The organism is Wolbachia endosymbiont (group B) of Philonthus cognatus (genome assembly GCF_947179345.1).
Lineage (GTDB): Bacteria > Pseudomonadota > Alphaproteobacteria > Rickettsiales > Anaplasmataceae > Wolbachia.
Map to the genome: position 1 here is coordinate 500,095 of NZ_CAMXBG010000002.1, position 19,989 is coordinate 520,083.

A 19,989-nucleotide genomic window follows, 5' to 3' on the forward strand; every position below is an offset into this window, starting at 1 on the left:
GTATTAAACAATATCTACTCAACGCAAATTACAACAAACGCAGTAGCATAATCTTGATCATCACTTAGAGAAAGGTGTATCTTGTAGTCTTTCGAGATGAAATCCTTTGTGATAGCAAGATGTGGTTTTCCCCTGATATTACTGTATATTTCTATATCTTTCATTATAATTCCTTGGCTGAATCCAGTGCCTAGCGCTTTAACAAAAGCTTCCTTTGCAGCAAAGCGTTTAGCAAAATATTTTGCCCTTACTTCTTGGCTATTATATTTTTTGCTTATCTCTATCTCCTTCTTAGTATAGACTTTATTGAGAAATTTTTCCCCGTATTTTTGTGATATCCTCAATATTCTGGGTATATATACTATGTCAGTGCCAATACCGTATATCATTTTGCGCTAAAACGATTTATTGCTTCTTCAACTTGTATTTCCTCTACCTCTCCAGTTGCTCTATTTTTTACTTCAACTGTATTTTCACTTACTACTTTTTTTCCAACAATTATTTGCCACGGCAAGCCTATCAGATCCATTCTGGCAAATTTCACTCCTACACTTTCGTCCGTATCATCATAAAGCACTTCATCGCTTTTCAAAGCTTTGTATATTTTATCTGCAGCCTCCGTTACTTTTGTTTGTAAATTGATCAAACCAACTTTAAAAGGAGCTACTGTCTCTGGCCAGATAATTCCTTTATCATCATGGAAAGCTTCTATTATTGCGCCAACAAGCCTTGAAACTCCAATACCATACGAACCCATATGCATGTTAACATTTTTTCCATCTTGAGAAGTAACACTTGCCTTCATAGGTTTCGAATATTTATCACCAAAATAAAAAATATGCCCTATTTCAATACCCTTGCTAACATTTAACTGTTCTTGCGGTATAGGACAACTTTCAGGATCATGCATATCGTCTGCAACTGCATATATGCTCTTCAGACTTTCAATATCTTCACTCTCTAGTAATTCAAAAAGTTTATTGTCATAATATAGAGTGCTCTCACCGGTGTTTGCCAATATATGAAATTCATGACTTAAATTTCCTCCAATTGGTCCTGTATCTGCCCTCACTCCAATTGGAGTAAGTCCCATGCGTTTGAAGATTTTTATGTAAGTTTTATACATCAAATTATATGAATTCAGTGCACCTTCGTAATCTACATCAAAACTGTATGCATCCTTCATCAGAAATTCTCTGCCTCTCATAACGCCATAACGAGGTCTTACTTCGTCACGAAACTTCCACTGAATTTGATATAAACAAAGTGGTAAATCTTTGTAACTTTTTACCGTATTTCTAATCAAATCAGTTACCACCTCCTCATGTGTTGGACCAAAAAGCATATCGCTTTCATGCCTATCTTTAATACGTAGCATTTCTTTGCCGTAATCATCGTAACGTCCTGACTCTCGCCAAAGACTTGCTGGCTGCACACAAGGCATCAACACTTCAATCGCACCAATTTCATCTCTGATAATATTTTCAATATTTTTAAGTACCAAAAGACCAAGCGGCAGCCAAGAATAAATTCCAGATGCTGTCTGCTTGATTAAGCCCGCACGTAACAAATATTGATGAGAAATAATTTCAGCACCAGCCGGGGTTTCTTTTAAAGTTGGCAGGTAATATTGAGATAAACGCATTTGATAAATCTGATTGTACTAAGTAATCTTAATACAATCAGGCCTGTAGGTAAACTTATTTTAAGAAGAGTGTACTACTTTCTCTTACCTCGATCTACGACACTTTGAACTTGAAATGGTTTTTGCACCTCACTATTCACTGAGTCAACATTATTTGCTTGTGCTGCAGGAGAAGCTTCATATTTCGTTTTTGAATTAACAGGCTTAGGCGATATCGGTGGCTTCTCTGCCTTTAGTGTAGAACGTGGTGGAGTTGTGGATTTAGGTTTTACATTATCATCAGATTCATGACCACTGTCAGGACTCTTGCTTCCTCTTTCATCTTCTGGTTGGGAGTTTGAAGGCGTAGGTTTTTTCCTGGATTTTGTCAGCTTTTTCTCTTTCGGTTTTTTCGATTTATCATTGCTCCAATCATCACTGTCACTGTGGTCAGAAACTTCACTTTCACTACTAGAAAATTCTATTGCTGGTCTCCTCTTCAGGATATTAGCTATCCCAGAATCATGACATTGAGCATTCCTCATTGTACGTTGCTTATTCTCTTCTCGCAACTTCTCAATTCTTGCAAAATACTCTTCTTTTGTTTCTTGTTTGGCACCCGCAGGTAATGACTTGTTTTGTTCAGAATCAATAGCCTTCTCCGGTGCACCATCATTAATAGGTTTTAACTTCGTACCTTTTCTTATCTGTTCAAGCAGATCAGAACGATCATGCTTAGATTCATTAGCCTTTTTCGGTGCACCATTCTTAGGTTTCTCCGTATACTTGGAAGCTGTAGGAGGAGGCGGCGGAGATGGTAGTGGTGCAGCATTTTGTGGCAATGGAGGAGGTGGTGGAGGTAGTAGTGGTACAATGGGTATTCCAGACATTACTGGAAATGATGGTGTAGGAGTATTGCTATGTTCAAGTCCTTTTGCTTTCTGTAAATCTTGTGATTGTTTTCTACCAGGATCAACTCCTTTCTCGCTGTTTATTGCAGAAAGATGTGAATTGATAAGATATGCAGCTAAGCTCAACATAACCGATGCAGAAACAGAAGCAATAACTGCAGAAGACACTGGCACTGCATCATTACTTAATACCGCTGAAATGATAAAATACGTGTATACTCCAGCTACAGGACCGGATGTACACAATAACAAAATAGCAATTGAATATTTTAAGGCAGTTGCCTTTTTTTGTTCTGCTACAGATGACTTTTGATTTTCACTATCAGACTGTACACCATTATGTTGTTCAGTCATAGGTTTTTTCGGCACAACCTGTTTAGTATTGCTTCTGTCATTTTTAGTTTTGTCACTCGCATTATCTTCTTCTTTTGACTGAGCGCTATTTCTGGTTTCTGGATTCTTAACATGAATACTATTCTTGCTTCCTTTATTTGCAGTTTTGTCACTCGCATTATTTTCTTTTTCTTCTTCTTTCCTGTGTTTTATCTTATTTTTCAAATCTTCAAGCAAATTTGGATTAGTAACCTCAGATGGACCTCTTTTTAATTGAGTGCTATTGCTGGTTTTTGATGGAGTACTACCAAGAGTGTTTTCATTTTTATCGTTATTTTTCGCTGGCTTCCAATTTTCTCCCCAATCTGCAGGTGGTAGAGGTGGGGGTGGTGGCGGAGCTGATGATGGTGTGTTATTATTAGTAAGCATTTTTCTTCCTTATTATTAATATTATATTAATGATGATTAAATTATTAGTACTTGTCAATAATTTATGAGTAAATTAATATTAAGATAATAAAATAAAAAGGAAAGAGAGAGGAGCAGTCTTCTAAGAAGAAATAGAAGCTGTCTTAAACCTCAAGTCATCACTTTGTTACCACAGCACATCATCGATGTTTTGGTATAGAGTAATCAGAATCATAAAAATAGCTTAGTGTTAGCTATTTTTATGATAACCTCTCTTAAACAATTGATATTTTACAGTGTTTTTGGTAAAATAATAGCTTAAGGCTTAGAATAAAAGTTTATGAGTGAAGCACAAGGTCCAAATATTGCAGAATGGCAGGCACAGCAGCAACACCAGGAAGCCGCTAGTGAGAAAAGTGGTTTCGGTCTTGGTCATAGTGACTCTGTTGCAACAATTGTGGATGGAATGAAGTGGATGTTCAACTTTCATGAAGGAGCAATTGCTGCTTATAATAATGTGTTTGAAGGGTTGGTCAGTGGTAGCAGTCTAGTAACGTTATTTGGGAAATCAGGTAATATGTTTGGCATAAAATTTCTTGAAAGTCTTGCAGAATATTTTTCAGGTGGTGGTGGAGAAGATATGCCATCAGAAGGAATGGGTATGGACTACGGTGATGAGGGGCATCATCCGGATGATTATCCCCACGCTAGCAATGAAATGGCTCAAAGTGCTGATGGTTTGCATGATATGCATGATGCAGGTGATCATCATGGCCAATCTTTTTCACCTGGTCCTTCACCATCTGTTGGTGATGATCATGAGCTTGGTTACTAAATAACTAAGAAGATTTTATTGTAATTAGTGAAAAAAGTTTCAGTTTTAGGATCAACAGGAAGCATTGGAAAAAAGACTGTAGATTTGCTCTCAAAGAGAAAGGAAGAATATCAGGTGGAAGCACTAAGTGCCAATTCTAACTTTGCTCTACTAGCACACCAAGCAAAACTGCTTAATGCAAAATATGCTGCCATTTCTGATGAAAGGTTCTACAAAGATTTAAAAGAAGATCTACTTGGTACAAACGTCAAAGTAGAAGTTGGTGCTCCAGGTCTAGCAAATGTTGCTTCTCTACCTGTTGATCTCTCAGTTATTGCAATAGTTGGCATTGCAGGCCTTGATCCAGTTATAAAGGTTATAGAAAGCGGTACTAAAGTTATTGCTCTAGCAAACAAAGAGAGTATTGTTTGCGGTGGTAAGTTACTACTTAAAAAAGCTAAAGAAAGGAGCGTACAAATAATCCCTATTGACTCTGAACACAACGCAATTTTTCAAGTTTTGCAAAACGATGATAAATGTGTAGAAAAGATTATACTCACTGCCTCTGGTGGACCATTTTTAAATTATAGCCTTGAACAATTAAGAAATATCACAGTAAATCAGGCACTAAGTCACCCTACTTGGAAAATGGGAAAGAAAATCTCAGTTGATAGTGCAACAATGATGAATAAAGCACTAGAAATAATAGAAGCACATCATTTGTTTAATATTAGTCCAAATAGAATTGAAGCAGTAGTGCACCCTGAGTCGATAGTACACGGAGTTGTAGTTTATCAAGATGGGTTCAGCTTTGCTGTGCTTGCAGAAACTGATATGGAAATTCCCATTGCATATGCTTTATCTTGGCCAGAAAGATCAACTTTAAATCATAAATTAGATTTAACAAAGCAAGGAAAATTGACCTTTCAAGAACCAGACCACAAATGTTTTCCTGCACTAAAGCTCAGTATGGAAGTGTTAAATTCTTCTTCTCCACATACAAACAGTATTGTTTTCAATGCTGCAAATGAGATGGCTGTTAACGAATTTTTGAAATCACGAATCGGTTTCTTAGAAATATTAGAGGTAGTAAAATCAACAATAGAAAATTTTGACAAGTACTCTGATATTAAATCACTATCTGACATAACAAGTATCGATTTTGAAAGCCGTATTATTGCTAACAAAATTATTGAAAATAAAGGTATCCGTTCAGCAGAGTGATAAAATAAGGTAGACGAGAAAAGACAACTAAATGGTCAAGTAGACCCATTTCATACTCCTGTCATCCTAGTAGCTGACACTGGGATCCAGAAAAATTTACAAGTAAACTGAGCTTATGCTAAATTCAATGAGATTAAATGAAAACCAGCATCAAGTGCTGGAATTACACCTTACCTGAACAGATAAATCACTTAGCATGTTCGAAATCAACCTGAGAGAAATTTACATCGTTAAGAACTGTATTTGCTCTATACAGACAACCACATCCTATTGCAAAAAAAGCAACGAAGTTGCAGCAAACGGAACTGGGTTATAAACTGTGAAACATAGACCAACAGCAAGTACTCCAGATAACAAAAAAGCACAAGCATAATTAGTTTGTTTCCTTTTTTGAGCGACTGCTTCTATCTTTAGGAATTCTGGTTCTATTGCTTTCTTGACATGTCCTGCAATACAATTTCTTGGACTTTTGTTTTCATAGTTTTTAATATTAGGTTTGATATTTGGATGTGTAAGTAATATTTCTATCATGTTTACATTTCCCAACTTGCAAGCAATGTGTAGAGCTGTATTTTTTTCCTTCTTGCCGGTCTTAATTTCCTCCTCTGCACGAGCATAATTTTGAGGTATAAATCCTTCATTAACAGGTTGTAAATTGTCAAGGTATACACAACCCCTTATATCCTTATCTACTACTTCTCTCCCCTCAAATTCGTAAACTGGATAACCATCATGTTCCTTTGGTTTTCTCTTAATAACAGCTTGCTTGCTTTTAATATTTACATCAATTTTTTTATGCTCTACAAGCAACTTAGCCATAAGCTCTAAATATTGATGTTCCTCGTTATTACTAGTAACAAAAGCTGAAGCAATGCACATCAAAGGTGTCATCCCATCCTCAAAAGCGTTAACATTCGCTCCTTCTTTCAATGCTTGTTGAAAATGATTCCAAGCTTCCTCAGGTGTTATTCTTTCACCACTAGCATTTTGAAATTCAATAGCTTTAAACAACTTTTTTGTTGCTTCACTTGTACTAAACATTTTAACCCCCTATCACAACAAACTTGATAAAATTATACATAGAAAAAATTAAAATATCAACTATTAAGCTAATGATCCAGAATATACTCCTTCGTTAAGGGAGATTGAGCATTTTCAAATATTTCTTGAGTACTTCCGAATTCAACAATCTTGCCATTGCAAAAGAAAACTATGCTGTCAGATAATTTTTTAGCTTGCTTCATCGAATGAGTTACCATAATTATGGTGAACCTCAATTTCAATTCTTGTATAAGATTTTCGATTGCATTGGTTGCCATTGGATCAAGAGCAGAGCATGGTTCATCCATTAATAAAATAGTTGGCTTTACTGCAATTGCACGAGCAATGCATAATCTTTGTTGCTGGCCACCAGATAAATTTAGTGCACTATCTTGCAATCTATCTTTCAACTCTTCCCATAAACCAACCTTAGTTAAACTACTTTCTACTATTTCATCTAATTTTTGCTTATTTTTCACCATGCCATGCAATTTAGGTCCATAAGCAACATTATCATATATTGACTTTGGAAAAGGATTGGGTTTTTGAAATACCATACCAACTTTTGCTCTGAGCAATACAACATCCATATCACGTGAATATATATTACCCAGCCCATCGATTACCAGTTCACCAGTCGCTCTACATCCAGGTACGTAATCATTCATACGATTAAAACAACGCAAAAATGTCGATTTACCGCACCCAGAAGGTCCGATAAAAGTTGTGACTTTCTTTTTGCAAATATTCAAATTTATATCGAATAAAACTTGTTTAGAGCCATACCAAAGATTTAAATTTTTAACGAAAGCGTATTTATCGCTCATACTAAATCCTGCATTGAATAAAGTCCTGGAGTTTTATTCTCGCACAACCATATTGCTGCTTGAATAGCCCCTCTAGCAAACGTTGTGCGGTCAATTGCCTTGTGATTTAATTCTACTCGTTCATCGGAATTGACAAACATGACACTGTGATCTCCTATTACTCCACCTCCACGAGATACTGCAAAGCCTATTCCTCCTTTCCCTCTTATATTTGAATTATTATGTGAATATTGATTGAGCTCAAAATCCACTTTTGCAGCGTTAGCAACTGCTTTACCAAACTCTATAGCTGTTCCAGATGGTGAATCCTTTTTTAAATTGTGATGCATTTCCCAAATTTCAACGTCATACTCATTACCTAAAAGTTTGGCAGCTTCTTTTACCAATTTCAGCAACACATTAACTCCTATACTCATATTTGCTGACCATAATATTGGAACTTTAGCAGCATATTCTTTTAAATTTAGACCTTCTATTCCAGTTGTGCCACTAACTAGCGGTTTTTTAAATTTCACGGCCGCCTTAAGGCATTCTAGCATACATTCTTTAGTTGTAAAATCTATTACAACATCGGACGATTCAAATACCTCACTAATAGAACTTGTAATTTTGATTCCTAAATTGCAATTATTGCCTACAATAGGCCCAATATCTAAGCCTATATACTCACTGCCCAAGCGAGCAACAGCACCTGCTATTTCCACTTTGGTATTCGTAATTAATTCATTGAGTATTTTCTTACCCATTCTGCCTAAGCAGCCTATTACTCCAACTTTGATTTTCATAAAGCTTTTTCCACTATGTTAGGCTTTTTTTGAAGCTTTGTCATCTTTATAAGCTTAGCATATTTAGCCTTACACTGATAAAACTATAGCTATACATCGATGAATCTATTGAAAATTGATACGAAAAATTGTAATTAGTCAATTTTCCCTATGGAGAAAACTTATAAAGAAAAAGAGCACCAAAGGAGGTGCTCTTTTGTGAAGGATTTGTTTACTAATTAATAATACCGCTTCCTACTTTGCTCGGATTAGAGGTACAATGTGTTTGTGCTTCTGGTACTCCAATTGTTGGACTTGGTTTTGTACCTTTTTCATCTTGTTGTGCCGTAGTAGGATTGAGATTATGCTGCTCCAACGCTGTACCTTCAAACGGCTGATTAGATATATCATCTACTTTAACCTTTGTTACACCATTCTCCAATCCTAATATTTCTTCTATACGGTAGGTGTTATCTTTTTTACTCTGAATTTTATTAAGATTTAAATACACACCATTTTCATTCTTTTTTGTTACTTCTTCTATAAGTACATTTTTGATCTCACTCAAGCCATTATCATTACCAACGATTTTATATTCATTTTTACCGCACTTTACATATACAAGTAGTTTAATCAATGAACTAGATTGAGCACTGAGACGATTGAGATTTGTATACTCTCCTTCTGCTAAAGGTTTATTTAATGAAAGAAAGAATTGGTTATCCTTAAATTTAATCTCACCTACTGCTTTAGGTTCATCATTTAATCTTTCTGGAAAATTTTCTGCTGGCTCGACGTTTATATCTGTTTTAGATACAGATTCTTCAGTCTCATTTTGCATAGGGGTGCTAACAATTGGAATTGTATTACTTTTATTTTTATTCTCACCTGAAGGTCTTTCTGGTGATGTATTTTCTTGAGTAGTATTTTTTTTACTACTCAACAGCCAATTCCAACCTGATGAAATTTTTCTTGCAATCCATGAAATTCCTGTACGATCAGCAATCCACTTAAAAAATTTTTTTATACTTTCCCACATACTTTACTCCTTAAATTAATAATTTAATTATTATATATAAAGTTTAATTTGTCAATTTTCCCTGTGGAGAAAACTTATAAAGAAAAAAGAGCACCAAAGAAGATGCTCCTTTTGAAGGGTTTATAGCAATTATTATGCACTAACACATAGACCATTACTAGCGGCTGGTGTTGTTGTAGAACTAGCAATTTCTGATTGAGGAACTATAATCGGATCTTTAGATATCTGAGTTACGTTAATGACTGCTTTTTTCTCACTCAAACCTAAGATCTTCTTCATTGCTACCAATTCGTTAGACACAGTTTGATTATCCGTAACTACTGACTTTATATTCAAGAACACACCATCTTTATTAACAACTTCAGGTTTATCACAAGTAATTTGGAATACTTTTCCTTCTTCGGACTGGACGTATAAATTGTTTACTTTTAAATGATCAGAAGTCTCAATGGAATTAAGATCTATATCATCATCAAAAGCTTTGTTTGTATGCTCTTTATCTACATCTACAAATAGTTCCAGCGTTCCAGATATGTTTTCAGAAATACTGGCAATAATAGGTAGTTTATCATGTTCCTTAGATTGCGTAATATCAGCTCGACCGTCATTACCATTGCTATGGATTGGATAATCTGCAACTACTGGCTTCTCATGATTAACTGTATTATCCAAAGTTTTTGTTAATGTATTGCTTGAAAACTTTTCTTGCTCTAATGATAAATTTTGTTTAGCATTACTTGATTTACCACCAAACAACCACTTCCAGCCTGATGCAATTTTTTTTGCAATCGACTTAAAAAACTCTTTTATTTTTTCTAACATATTTTACTCCTTAAATTAACAATAATTTAATTATTACATAAAAAGTATAATATGTCAACTATTTCATAAAAATTTTAGTACTTGCTTGCAATTTTCAATAATTTAATAGCACTGGTGTTGACAACCTCCCCACCGACACGCTTAGTAACAAAAAATCTAACATAAGGTTTGTTTGTATAAGGGTCTCTCAATATTCTCATTCCTCTGTTATCTACGATCTTATAAGCTTGTTTGAAATCCGCTACTGCAATCATTGTAGGTGGCATATCAGCAGATTGATATACCGGTATTCCCATCAAAGTATCTGGAGTTTCAAGCGATAAACTCGGCTGCCAGAGATATTGACCTGTTTCAGATTTTAGTAGCCTCACGTCCTTTAACGTACTCCTGTTCATCAAAAATGATGCATTTTTAGAGTAATGTTCATTTAGAGAGTAGTACAATATCATTATGGCATCGCTGTCTAGCTTATCAGCTTTGATTTGCTCTATTTTATCTTCGTAAGCTAAAATTCCTTTAGGCTGAAAAGTGCCATCACCTTTAATGAAGGCTTCATTCTCTTTCTTACTGAAAGTTTCGGCAACCTTTTCCACAAGCCAACTTTCAACATTGACAAATGCATCATCGAGCAATTTTTGTGATATTTGCGGCTGAGCATAGAGCTCGTAAGTTGTGATGGAAATCTTTTGAATTTTAGGTGTACTTGTGTCTTTTGCAAAATCATACTTGGATTTATAGCCACCATCTTCATCTTCTACTGTTTCACCACTCCAACCTGCACCAGCACGGTCACAATCTTCTATAATATAATCCAGCGTTTCAGTAGAGATTCTTTGATTGGAACATATTTGCCGCATTGGAGATGAATCAGCTATACGCTTGTTTATCCGTTTTACAATGTGAGGAGTAACTAAATACCCTCCAATATCATTGTCATCTCCACTTAGGGTTTTGTGTGATAACCTACTTTCCATTCCTTTGCGAATATAATCAGAAAAATATTTATCACCTGTATTAAAATCTGTGCTAATCTCTGGGCGTTGAGCTGAAGTTTCAATAAAATCTAAGCGCTCTTTGCAATTATCAATATTACTATTTATCTTGCATAGCTGCTCAGGTCCTTTGCTTTCGATTTCTTTTAGTTTGCGATCATTTATTAATTTAAATTGCTCCCATGATGAAGCGAGTTCATTAACACGGTGAGCGATATCAGTAAGTGACATAATAGCCTCCTTTAAAAATAAAATTAGAATAGTATTGTAGTTTGAAGGTAATCTTTATCAGTAATCTCAGTACCTTTTTGTTGTCATGCAAACTGCATTCAGAAAAAAGACCGGTGAATGGCAGCTTAGTATAACTCAAACGCTTGTTTACAATATGGATCCCAGTGCTGGGAGGCGCCCTCATGGTAAACAACGTTCATACAACTGTATACGTATAATGCTCGTACCTGCCATTCACCGGTCTTTTTTCTGGATTCTAGCATTGGCTTCATGGTAGATACAAATGAATGTAAGCTGCTTGGTAACGAGAGAAAAATGATAATGATTACTTGTTGAAGTAAAAAAAGCAGTGTAGTATTACACCACGCTAAGTATTATACTTAATTGTCAGTACTATACAGCATCCATTTTTTTGTGTCAAGCACTTTTTTTCACTGAGTATCTATTCAGGAGAATGTGCAAATAAAGTACGTAGCCGTACAAATTTGCCAAAACAATAAATGGTATCCTGTGCTGGGATCCATTTTTCTATCATCACCAGAAACGTTGATTACTTTTATACCTGTAAATTTAACTGGATCCCAGTGTCAGGGCACTGGGATGACAGAAGAAAAAGGCCTGTATCGGCTACTTCGATGACACTCACAGCCCTGTCATTCCAGCGCGTGACGCTGGAATCCAGAAAAAAAAGAAAAATGGTCAAGCACTGGGATGACACCCATTTAGTTATCTTTTCTCGTCTACCTTGTTTTGCCACCCTGCTGAACGGATACATACCGTTTGTTGCTTTTACTCTATGCTACCTTATCTGCCCTGCTTCAATCAGTAAGGGATTTCAATATTAACTCTGCACTACTTGCGGGATTGCTACTCTCTGTAATGGGTCTGCCAATTACGATATAATCAGCTCCTGAATTTATTGCTTCTTTTGGTGTTGCTGTCCTTTTTTGATCATCATGACCTCGATTCATACGGATTCCTGGAGTAATAATTTTAAAGTCTTTACCACATTCTTGGCGCACTTCTTGAGCTTCTAGTGCAGAGCAAACTACTCCATGTAGTCCAATCTTTTTTGCAAGCTTTGCTAGCAAAATTACCTGTGATTTTGCTTCCCTTGCTACTCCGAGTTCACTCAGATCTTCATTGCCCATACTAGTTAGTACTGTTACTCCAATTAGCTTTATTTTCTTTCCTTGCACTATACTTAGTGCTTCTTTAAGCATTTTTGTTCCACCACTGATATGCAATGTTAGCATTTCAACATCTAGAGCTTTTATTGCTTCAACTGTTCTAGCTACAGTGTTTGGAATATCATACAATTTTAGATCTAAAAAAATTGGTACATTGCATTTTGCAACTTCTCTCACTCCAGAAGGACCATGTGCAGCAAAAAATTCTAACCCAAGTTTTACCATGCCAACCTTATCACGCAGACCATTAGCCCAAGATATGGCTTCATTCAAATCTTGTGTATCCAGTGCGCATATTATTGGGTTCATTATCTTGTATAATTTTTTTTATAATAAGAGTAATTGTTGCATTTTACAATCCATATTCAGGGATTGGTCCACTTGCAATGCTTTGTACAGACACTGAACACGATAATCTGGTCGGAGTGGGTGAACGACTGGCATATCCAAGATCTTCCTGTAAAGAATCAGACGTTTCCTCCGATGTTTTGGAACCTTTCATTGGCTTGAATTGCACAAGCTGCCCTAATATAAATTTTATTTTCTGAGTCTCCCCTAATATTATTTTTTTGCTATAATCTTTAATTGTTTCATTTTCTCTTATCGATTCTTCTATCTTATCTATCACATATTGAAGTTGTTTTATTTGACTGTCTCGCTCTAAAAGTGAATTTCTTAAATTTTTCACTTCGTTATTACAATCTTGTCTTATTCTGTCTAACTCAAAAGATTGATTTTTAATTAAACCGTCTGCTTTATCTAGCTCTTCAAATTTCCTTTTTAACTCTTGAGATAAGTTTTTATTTTTCTGATCAATTTCTTTAAATTTACATTGTAATTCATCTAATTTCACACAAAGTTCTTCTTTTCTTTTATGTAATTCTTCTTTTTTCATATACAGTATATGTTTCTCTTTACGTAATTTGTCTATTTCCTTAGATAACTCCTCTTTTTCTTTAGATAATTTCTCTACTTCCTTATATAATTCCTCATATTTATCATTGTCTATTTTTCTTTTCAATTCGATTATAAGTTTTTTCCTCTCAGTTAGATTAGCTTCTTTTTCCTGTAACTGTTTACACAAATATGAGATTTTATGGAGTAGTTCTTTTTCTTGTGCAGCAAGCTCATCTTTCTCCTTCGTTACTTTTTCTAATTCGTCTGTTATTCCAATTATATGGATCATTTTTGCTTCTAATTTCTCCTCCAAAGATTTTTTTTCTTTAAGAAAAGATTTCCTCTCAGCTTCTATTTTTTGACCAAATTTTCTTTCTTCCTCGTATAAATTGTGCTTTTCTTGAGTCAACTCACGCTCTTTGTGAGCAAATTCCTTTCCCACTTTCCTAGTGTCAATAATTATTTTATACAAAATCATAAAAGCCAAAACAGATAATACAGCTAAAGCGAGAATTAAAGAACTAGGTACATTAATAAGCGCTAAATATGTAAGTAACGTGAGAGTAGCCAGAGAACTAGCTATAAAATAAAATGTATTATATTTATTAAGTAAATTGCTCATCACCTATACACAAAACTGCAGCAGTCTTGTATATATTGATTAAAATTGTCTTACCTGTAGAGGAGAACACTTATCACAATTTTACCAGTGATAAACTTTAGTTGATATTCTAACTAAACTCAAAATGCAAGGTGGCATCAGACAGGAGTAGAACATCTAGGAGTAGAACATCTACTAGAATATCCAAAATCTTCTGAATATGAAGCTTCATCCAGCTCTTTATTTGGTAGTGCTGATAAATCTCCATTACTTATATCTGAAGGAGGAAGGCTATCATTAGTTTGTACAGATATTTCTTCAATTACTCCTTTTATTTCTTGATCACTGACTCCAACATTCTTGATTAATTCCTCCAATCTATTCAAAATCTCTAATACAGTTTCCTGCGATATAATCACTTTATCTCCTTCTCTTACATTCTCTTTGAACAAATATATCATGTTTTTTGCCAAATCTTGTGCTAAGCTCACACGATTCTGATGAACTAATGAAGATTGATCATTCAAATCTGAAATTTCTTCTTTTATAGAATGCTTCTCAAATAGTAACTCTTTGTACTTTTCATGTTGAATGTGACTTTCTTCCTCCAGATTGATGCTATAATTTTCCAACTCTTCACTGTTTTTTCTTTCTTTATTAAGAATTTTTTCTAACTCTTTAATCCTACTGAAATATTTAGTTTCTTTCTCTTCCGATTGCTTACTTAGTTCTTCTAAATCTACAGTTAGTTTAATCACTTCTTGAGTTTTTTCATTTAACTTTTCTTGTAATCGTCTTTTTTCTTCTTCTAAATCCGATGATTTAAGTATTAAATCATAAGTTTCAGAACTTTCTTTTTGCAACTGCGCTTCTAACTCTGCTATTTTTTTCTCTTTCTTTTCTAAACATGTCATCAATTCTGTTACTTTTTTAGATTCTAATTCATGTGATTGATTTTTTAATCTCTGGATTTCATTGTCCTTATTACTTAACTTTTTTTGAGCATCATTCAGTTCTTGTTCTAACCTTTTATTTTCATTCATTGATTTAGCCAGTCCGTACTCTGATTTCCTTATTTGATCCTTTAGTCTTTTTACTCTGACATCTCGACCTTCAGCATATTCTTCCAAATTTTGCTTTTCTTTACTTAACTGTTGTATCTTTTCTTGCATTTCCCTTAACTTCTTATTTAACTTTTCCTTCTCTATTCTTTTCTCCTCAAATTCACTCTCTACCGAATCACTTAGCTGCCCGAATTTTTGTGTTATTTCAGCCAAAACCTCATTTAATTGCCTTACCTTTCCATTTAACTCCTCTATCTCTCTCACTTTCTGCTGCAATTGTTCTGACATAGTTTCTTTATCTTCAGTCAATCTTGTATTTTCTTTTTCCAATTTATTAATTCTTTCGTTTAAGCTGTCATCTACAACTTGTGCAATTTTGTCTTGCATTTTAGTACTACCTATTTGAGCTTCTTTGATGCCACGCTCAATTTCTTGAGTTGTTTGAATGTTAATATTTCTATTACTATTTTCTATCACAATCTCAGATGATTTATGATTGCCTTTCTCCTTATTTCTAAATTTTATTTGATACAAGAATAAGTTACCTATTTTTACATCTTTATTTGCTTTCAATTGATCATCAGTAACACGATTACGCTCGATAAGTTCTATACCATTAGCATCAATATTAATTATAATAGTGCACTTTTTTCCGTCCTCATCACACCAATTCAGAGTCATTTCGTATGCACCATCAGTTACAACATAGTGCCTTATTCCTTCTTCAGAAACAAAACCGTGCATTCCATTTTTTCCATTGCTATGCAGAGTTGAAAATCCTGAAATTCCATTATCTTGACAGAAATTACTATTCAAAAACTCACTGACTTTGAATTTGTTTTTATTAGCTCCCAATTTAACTTCTGCACAACTACCATATATTGACACCGTTTCAACACCACTTTCAATATACCCATTCAATACTTTTTTAGCCTTATCTTGAAGCTCTAGTCTCGCCTCCTTTACATTATTGAAATCTTGGATAACGGCTTTATACACTTCATCTTTATTAAAATTGGCATTGTATTTTATTAAAAAAGATAATATGTGAAAACTAGCTACAGCAGTGTGAATTGATTTATTCTTTTCTTTTATCTTACCGAGCAAAAACAAAAACCTTTGAATGAAGTCATGATAATCATCTTTTTGTTCTTCAATTTTATTATTATATGAATTACCAATCATTATTACCTCACAACTAAATAATTAGTATAGTAATACGAATGCTAAGTTACATCAATCAATAAACTTACAGTAAATTTTCCATTCTCAGTTATAAGCTCTGCTTCTGTACTCTCAACCCATTCTATCACTTCAGCATTGCAAACTGACTGCAAATCATGCTGAGCAGAATAATTTAACTCATCCTCTTTTACACTCGCTTTTATCATCAACTTTTGTATAAGATGCTTAACTGATACGTTATTATCTGCTTTTATTTTTCTCACAAGGTTTAATATCTGCACGAAATTATCTCCCATTTCTTCAGAATACTTATCATAGATAAGTTCTTCCTTGTTAGGCCAATTACTTTTATTGTGAACAGAGTTATAACTATACAACTGATGATATATTTCCTCTGTAATATATGGCAAAAATGGTGCAAATAACCGCAAAATAATATTTAGTACATATGCCAAACTCTGTTTCGCACTCATGTTTGCCTCGCTGTCCAATGCATCTCCATATGCACGTTTTTTAACTAACTCTAAGTAATTATCACAAAAATCTTTCCAAAAAAATTCTTCTATTGCGCTCAAAGCTTCGCAGTATTCAAACTGTAATAGGTTGTTCGTCGTTTTTTCTATCACTTTATATAATTTGGACAATATCCACTTATCCATCGTCTCACTGATGGAATTTATGCTCAATGCTTGATGTTTTTCCATAAACATGGAAACAAATTTGCTAGCATTCCAAAGTTTCGTAACAAGTCGTTTGCCAATTTTGAAGATATTTTCAGAGTAGACTGTGTCAACTCCAAGTCTTGAGTTTGCTGCCCAATAGCGTACTACGTCAGCTCCATAGGTTTCAAGCATTACATGAGGAGTGATGATATTACCTTTTGATTTACTCATCTTTTTTTTATCGTCAGCCAAACACCAACCACTAATCATGATATTTTTCCACGGCAGTGAATCTGCATGATAATGTGCCTTCAAAATCGTATAAAAAGCCCAAGTTCTTATTATCTCATGGCTTTGGCTGCGCAGATCTGCAGGAAATATCTTATCATACCGATGGCTTGGTAAACCGAGCTCACTGTTTACTGCCAGTGCACTTAGTTGAGGAGTGATCGCACTTGTTGCCCAAGTATCCATCACATCTTGATCTGGAGTAACTTCTTCTCTGCTATAGCTTTTCGGCAAACCTTTTAATGGATCGATAGGTAAATCCTTTACTTCAGCTAGAATGATTTTGCCTTCTTCTCCCTTACGTTTTGAATACCAAACTGGAAATGGTACACCAAAATAACGCTGTCTTGAGATGCACCAATCCCAACTTAGCCCTTCTATCCACACCTCCATACGTTTACGCATAGATTCTGGATGCCAATTACATTTACTCACTTTATCTAATACTTGAGTTTTTTGCTCTAAAGTCTTGACAAACCATTGATAAGTAGGTAATATTTCAAGCGGCGCACCAGATCTTTCAGCACATTTAACAGAATGAGAAATGCTAGTGCTTTCTATTAAAAGTCCTTTTCCACTGAGGATTTCAATGATCCTCTTTCTTGCTTCTTTAACTTTTAGTCCATGGATCCCAGTGTCAGCTACTCGGATGACGCTGGCATGTGTCTCCTCTGTCACCTGAGTAGCTTGATACTGGGCATCTTTCTCCCCTGTCATCCCAGTGCGTGACACTGGGATCCATTTTTGATCACACACTGCATGCAGGTTTATCCTTCCATCCTGATCAATTATAATTGTCACCGGCAGATTATGCTTTTGCTGCCAATATATGTCGAGCTCATCACCGAATGTACAGCACATAACAAGCCCAGTGCCTTTATCTATTTTGACCTTATCATCAGCTATTATTGGAACTTTTGCCTCTGTAATTGGCACTACGGCTATTTTTCCAATCAGATGGGCATATCGTGCATCTTCTGGATGACAAAAAACTGCAACACATGCAGGAAGTAACTCAGGTCGCGTAGTTGCAATATGAATCTGCTCATTTTTTTCAGTGGAAAAAACTATCGTGTTCAAAAATGACTCAAAGACTTTATCCTCTATTTCTGCTTGTGCAATTGCAGTTTTATCGATTGGGTCCCAAAGAATAGGTTGCATTTTCCTGTATGCATACTCTTTATTATATAGATCAATGAATGACATTTGAGAAAGTGCCACAGCTTCCTTGCTGATCGTGTGGTATTCCAAATCCCAGTCATAGCTAATGCCAACTGATTTAAACAATTCCTTGAATTCTTGTTTTGACTTCTCAATAACTTCATGGCACATCTCTATAAATTTTTCTCTGCCAACTTCTTTTGCACGGGTTTTATAGGTTTGCTCGACTAACCTTTCAGTCGGAAGACCATTATCATCAAACCCAATTGGATAAAACACATCTTTTCCCAGCATGCGTTGAAACCTTGCAATAAAATCCGTATGGCAATAGCTAAATATATGGCCGATGTGCAGCTTTCCTGATATCGTTGGTGGAGGAGTGTCTATAGTAAAAGTGTTATTCTCTTCACCATTCCATTTATAAACTTTACTTCCTTCCCATAATATGTTGTATTTATTTTCAATTTCTCTAAAGCTGTATTTTTCTTCTAACATAAATATTTTTCAGTTTTAAGCTTTAAGTTAGCACAATTGAGCAAATACAGCAATTTTAATGTCTGACATTTTAGTGTCCCCCTTCGGGGATTGTCCCGCCTTGAGGCGAAGGGCAAGTTACAATAGTCGCGTATGCGACGTTATGGGTATAATGCACACTCTAAGTACGATATGAGAGTACACTTGGTATGGATTCCCAAATATCGAAAAGGGTGCTAATAGGCCAAATTGCTGTTAGAGTTAGGGAGCTGCTAAGGCAGGTTACTATGGAAAATGAGATCCAAATTATCTCAGGCAAAGTTGCAGTAGATCATATTCATATGTTTATATCATATAAACCACAGCAAAATGTTAGTAAAATTGTACAACTTTTGAAAGGAACAAGTTCAAGGTTGCTGATGCAAGATTTTGCAAGTCTAAGTAAGCAATTTTGGGGCAGGCACCTTTGGGCACGTGGATATTGAGCCGTAAGTTCTGACAGACGAGGTTATACAAGAGTACATATCTATCCAGGAAGGCGAGCCACTTCATGACAATGATCAATTTCAAATTGATTAAAATTTAACCCTTCACCTTGTAGGTGATGGTTGTTGAGTTTATAATACAAAATTTCTTGATTTTAGTTTTTTATGTATTACACGATAAATTTTTAGTATTGAGGTTTATTATGCCTGATTTTAAATTTTCTGATTTACAAGATCTTGTTAATGCTCTATATGATCCATACTATCTGCCCTCCAACGAAAAAATAAAACTAGCAGAATTGCTTGAGGACGTGTTGGAACTAGAAGTTAAAAAAAGCTCAGAAGATGCAATAGCTACATTGAAAGATAAAATAAGAAATGAATTAAAAAATGAAATGAAAAGTGAAATGAAACAAAAAATAAATAAACTTGAGCAGCTAGAGGCGGAAAATAAAGACTTACAAACTAAAAAGGATAGAGCTAAAGGGTTAAATAGATCCTTAGAATATGCAAGGAAGACAGCTCAGAACGAAAATATAGAATTAAAAGCTGAAAAAAATAAACTAAATACTCAAATCCAGCATTCACAGCAAGAAAAGAAAATATTAGAAGTCAAAAATGAAGCAAATAAACAACTAAAAGAAAAAGCAACATACATCGCTACTGCTAGTACTGGTCTTGCTGTTGGGTTAGTAGTGTATATTACACTTGAACATACAACTAAATTGGACATGTGGTTAATCGTTGTTATAGCAACAGTATCTGCATTCTTAGCTGGTGATTTAATAATGAAACCTAGCTCTCAAGTAAATGGAACACAAGAACCACAAGGAGTGGCAAATAAGAATTCAGTGTAGCTTGATATAGTTTTTTTCATTTCACTGCCTTTCCAAATTTGAAGCAGGTTGTTTGAGCCATAGTACAAAGTAAATATAGTAATTTTACACTAAAA

Annotated in this window: 16 protein-coding genes and 1 pseudogene; 4 read left to right on the forward strand and 13 right to left on the reverse strand. The window is 34.8% G+C overall.

Annotated elements, in window-relative coordinates; all coding sequences use genetic code 11:
* Positions 1–14: 14 nt before the first annotated feature.
* The 3 genes from ONG78_RS04350 to ONG78_RS04360 all read right to left on the reverse strand — a co-directional run bounded on the left by ONG78_RS04350 (position 15) and on the right by ONG78_RS04360 (position 3,297).
* The gene (locus ONG78_RS04350; protein ID WP_007302804.1) at positions 15–389 is read right to left on the reverse strand and encodes a holo-[acyl-carrier-protein] synthase; all 375 of its coding nucleotides are present in this window, start codon (positions 387–389) and stop codon (positions 15–17) included.
* Complete coding sequence (gene proS / locus ONG78_RS04355) at positions 386–1,645, reverse strand: proline--tRNA ligase (protein ID WP_264377756.1); 1,260 nt, start codon at positions 1,643–1,645, stop codon at positions 386–388. Before proS ends, ONG78_RS04350 begins: the two co-directional genes overlap by 4 nt.
* A gap of 74 nt (positions 1,646–1,719) precedes the next feature.
* Entirely contained in the window at positions 1,720–3,297 is a 1,578-nt protein-coding gene (locus ONG78_RS04360; RefSeq protein WP_264377757.1) for a WH2 domain-containing protein, read from the reverse strand.
* Between the two features lie 319 nt (positions 3,298–3,616).
* Here ONG78_RS04360 and ONG78_RS04365 point away from each other — a divergent pair, with 319 nt between their 5' ends.
* Both ONG78_RS04365 and dxr read left to right on the forward strand, forming a co-directional pair.
* Positions 3,617–4,111, forward strand: a complete 495-nt coding sequence (locus ONG78_RS04365; protein ID WP_264374695.1) for a hypothetical protein — start codon at positions 3,617–3,619, stop codon at positions 4,109–4,111.
* A 27-nt stretch (positions 4,112–4,138) separates the two neighbouring features.
* Complete coding sequence (gene dxr, locus ONG78_RS04370) at positions 4,139–5,314, forward strand: 1-deoxy-D-xylulose-5-phosphate reductoisomerase (RefSeq protein ID WP_264374696.1); 1,176 nt, start codon at positions 4,139–4,141, stop codon at positions 5,312–5,314.
* Positions 5,315–5,581: 267 nt separating this feature from the next.
* Here dxr and ONG78_RS04375 read toward each other — a convergent pair whose 3' ends face one another.
* From ONG78_RS04375 to ONG78_RS04420, 10 genes are all read right to left on the reverse strand, one after another.
* Positions 5,582–6,355: an ankyrin repeat domain-containing protein gene (locus tag ONG78_RS04375; RefSeq protein WP_264374697.1), complete on the reverse strand. Its 774-nt coding sequence runs from the start codon at positions 6,353–6,355 to the stop codon at positions 5,582–5,584.
* 68 nt (positions 6,356–6,423) lie between these two features.
* On the reverse strand, positions 6,424–7,182 hold the full coding sequence (pstB, locus tag ONG78_RS04380) for a phosphate ABC transporter ATP-binding protein PstB (RefSeq protein WP_010401422.1): 759 nt from the start codon (positions 7,180–7,182) through the stop codon (positions 6,424–6,426).
* Positions 7,179–7,967: a 4-hydroxy-tetrahydrodipicolinate reductase gene (gene dapB, locus ONG78_RS04385; protein ID WP_264377758.1), complete on the reverse strand. Its 789-nt coding sequence runs from the start codon at positions 7,965–7,967 to the stop codon at positions 7,179–7,181. The genes pstB and dapB overlap by 4 nt, the downstream gene beginning before the upstream one ends.
* A 214-nt stretch (positions 7,968–8,181) precedes the next feature.
* Positions 8,182–8,985 carry a hypothetical protein gene (locus tag ONG78_RS04390; protein WP_264377759.1) on the reverse strand — a complete coding sequence of 268 codons (804 nt, stop codon included), beginning with the start codon at positions 8,983–8,985 and terminating at the stop codon, positions 8,182–8,184.
* Between the two features lie 132 nt (positions 8,986–9,117).
* Positions 9,118–9,807 carry a hypothetical protein gene (locus ONG78_RS04395; protein WP_264377760.1) on the reverse strand — a complete coding sequence of 230 codons (690 nt, stop codon included), beginning with the start codon at positions 9,805–9,807 and terminating at the stop codon, positions 9,118–9,120.
* A gap of 74 nt (positions 9,808–9,881) precedes the next feature.
* A complete protein-coding gene (locus tag ONG78_RS04400; protein ID WP_264377761.1) occupies positions 9,882–11,030 on the reverse strand; it encodes a phage major capsid protein in 1,149 nt (382 codons plus the stop codon).
* Positions 11,031–11,848: 818 nt separating this feature from the next.
* The gene (gene pyrF / locus ONG78_RS04405; RefSeq protein WP_012481735.1) at positions 11,849–12,529 is read right to left on the reverse strand and encodes an orotidine-5'-phosphate decarboxylase; all 681 of its coding nucleotides are present in this window, start codon (positions 12,527–12,529) and stop codon (positions 11,849–11,851) included.
* Between the two features lie 43 nt (positions 12,530–12,572).
* Positions 12,573–13,739 (reverse strand): hypothetical protein, encoded by a 1,167-nt coding sequence (locus ONG78_RS04410; protein WP_405197777.1) that lies wholly within the window; start codon positions 13,737–13,739, stop codon positions 12,573–12,575.
* A 137-nt stretch (positions 13,740–13,876) separates the two neighbouring features.
* On the reverse strand, positions 13,877–15,967 hold the full coding sequence (locus ONG78_RS04415; RefSeq protein ID WP_264377763.1) for a coiled-coil domain-containing protein: 2,091 nt from the start codon (positions 15,965–15,967) through the stop codon (positions 13,877–13,879).
* Positions 15,968–16,008: 41 nt separating this feature from the next.
* Complete coding sequence (locus ONG78_RS04420) at positions 16,009–18,573, reverse strand: valine--tRNA ligase (protein WP_264377764.1); 2,565 nt, start codon at positions 18,571–18,573, stop codon at positions 16,009–16,011.
* 132 nt (positions 18,574–18,705) lie between these two features.
* Here ONG78_RS04420 and tnpA point away from each other — a divergent pair.
* Together tnpA and ONG78_RS04430 are read left to right on the forward strand one after the other, a co-directional pair.
* Positions 18,706–19,131 (forward strand): annotated as a pseudogene (tnpA, locus tag ONG78_RS08130) (IS200/IS605 family transposase).
* Positions 19,132–19,240: 109 nt separating this feature from the next.
* Entirely contained in the window at positions 19,241–19,894 is a 654-nt protein-coding gene (locus tag ONG78_RS04430) for a hypothetical protein (protein ID WP_264374707.1), read from the forward strand.
* The last annotated feature ends 95 nt before the right edge of the window (positions 19,895–19,989 follow it).

Bases quoted from the DNA above. Each gene is read 5' to 3' on its own strand.
- ONG78_RS04395 (WP_264377760.1), bottom strand. From the start codon at position 9,807: ATGTTAGAAAAAATAAAAGAGTTTTTTAAGTCGATTGCAAAAAAAATT.
- ONG78_RS04415 (WP_264377763.1), bottom strand. From the start codon at position 15,967: ATGATTGGTAATTCATATAATAATAAAATTGAAGAACAAAAAGATGAT.
- ONG78_RS04360 (WP_264377757.1), bottom strand. From the start codon at position 3,297: ATGCTTACTAATAATAACACACCATCATCAGCTCCGCCACCACCCCCA.
- ONG78_RS04420 (WP_264377764.1), bottom strand. From the start codon at position 18,573: ATGTTAGAAGAAAAATACAGCTTTAGAGAAATTGAAAATAAATACAAC.
- dapB (WP_264377758.1), bottom strand. From the start codon at position 7,967: ATGAAAATCAAAGTTGGAGTAATAGGCTGCTTAGGCAGAATGGGTAAG.
- ONG78_RS04390 (WP_264377759.1), bottom strand. From the start codon at position 8,985: ATGTGGGAAAGTATAAAAAAATTTTTTAAGTGGATTGCTGATCGTACA.
- ONG78_RS04365 (WP_264374695.1), top strand. From the start codon at position 3,617: ATGAGTGAAGCACAAGGTCCAAATATTGCAGAATGGCAGGCACAGCAG.
- ONG78_RS04400 (WP_264377761.1), bottom strand. From the start codon at position 11,030: ATGTCACTTACTGATATCGCTCACCGTGTTAATGAACTCGCTTCATCA.
- ONG78_RS04350 (WP_007302804.1), bottom strand. From the start codon at position 389: ATGATATACGGTATTGGCACTGACATAGTATATATACCCAGAATATTG.
- pyrF (WP_012481735.1), bottom strand. From the start codon at position 12,529: ATGAACCCAATAATATGCGCACTGGATACACAAGATTTGAATGAAGCC.
- ONG78_RS04410 (WP_405197777.1), bottom strand. From the start codon at position 13,739: ATGAGCAATTTACTTAATAAATATAATACATTTTATTTTATAGCTAGT.
- pstB (WP_010401422.1), bottom strand. From the start codon at position 7,182: ATGAGCGATAAATACGCTTTCGTTAAAAATTTAAATCTTTGGTATGGC.
- ONG78_RS04430 (WP_264374707.1), top strand. From the start codon at position 19,241: ATGCCTGATTTTAAATTTTCTGATTTACAAGATCTTGTTAATGCTCTA.
- ONG78_RS04375 (WP_264374697.1), bottom strand. From the start codon at position 6,355: ATGTTTAGTACAAGTGAAGCAACAAAAAAGTTGTTTAAAGCTATTGAA.
- proS (WP_264377756.1), bottom strand. From the start codon at position 1,645: ATGCGTTTATCTCAATATTACCTGCCAACTTTAAAAGAAACCCCGGCT.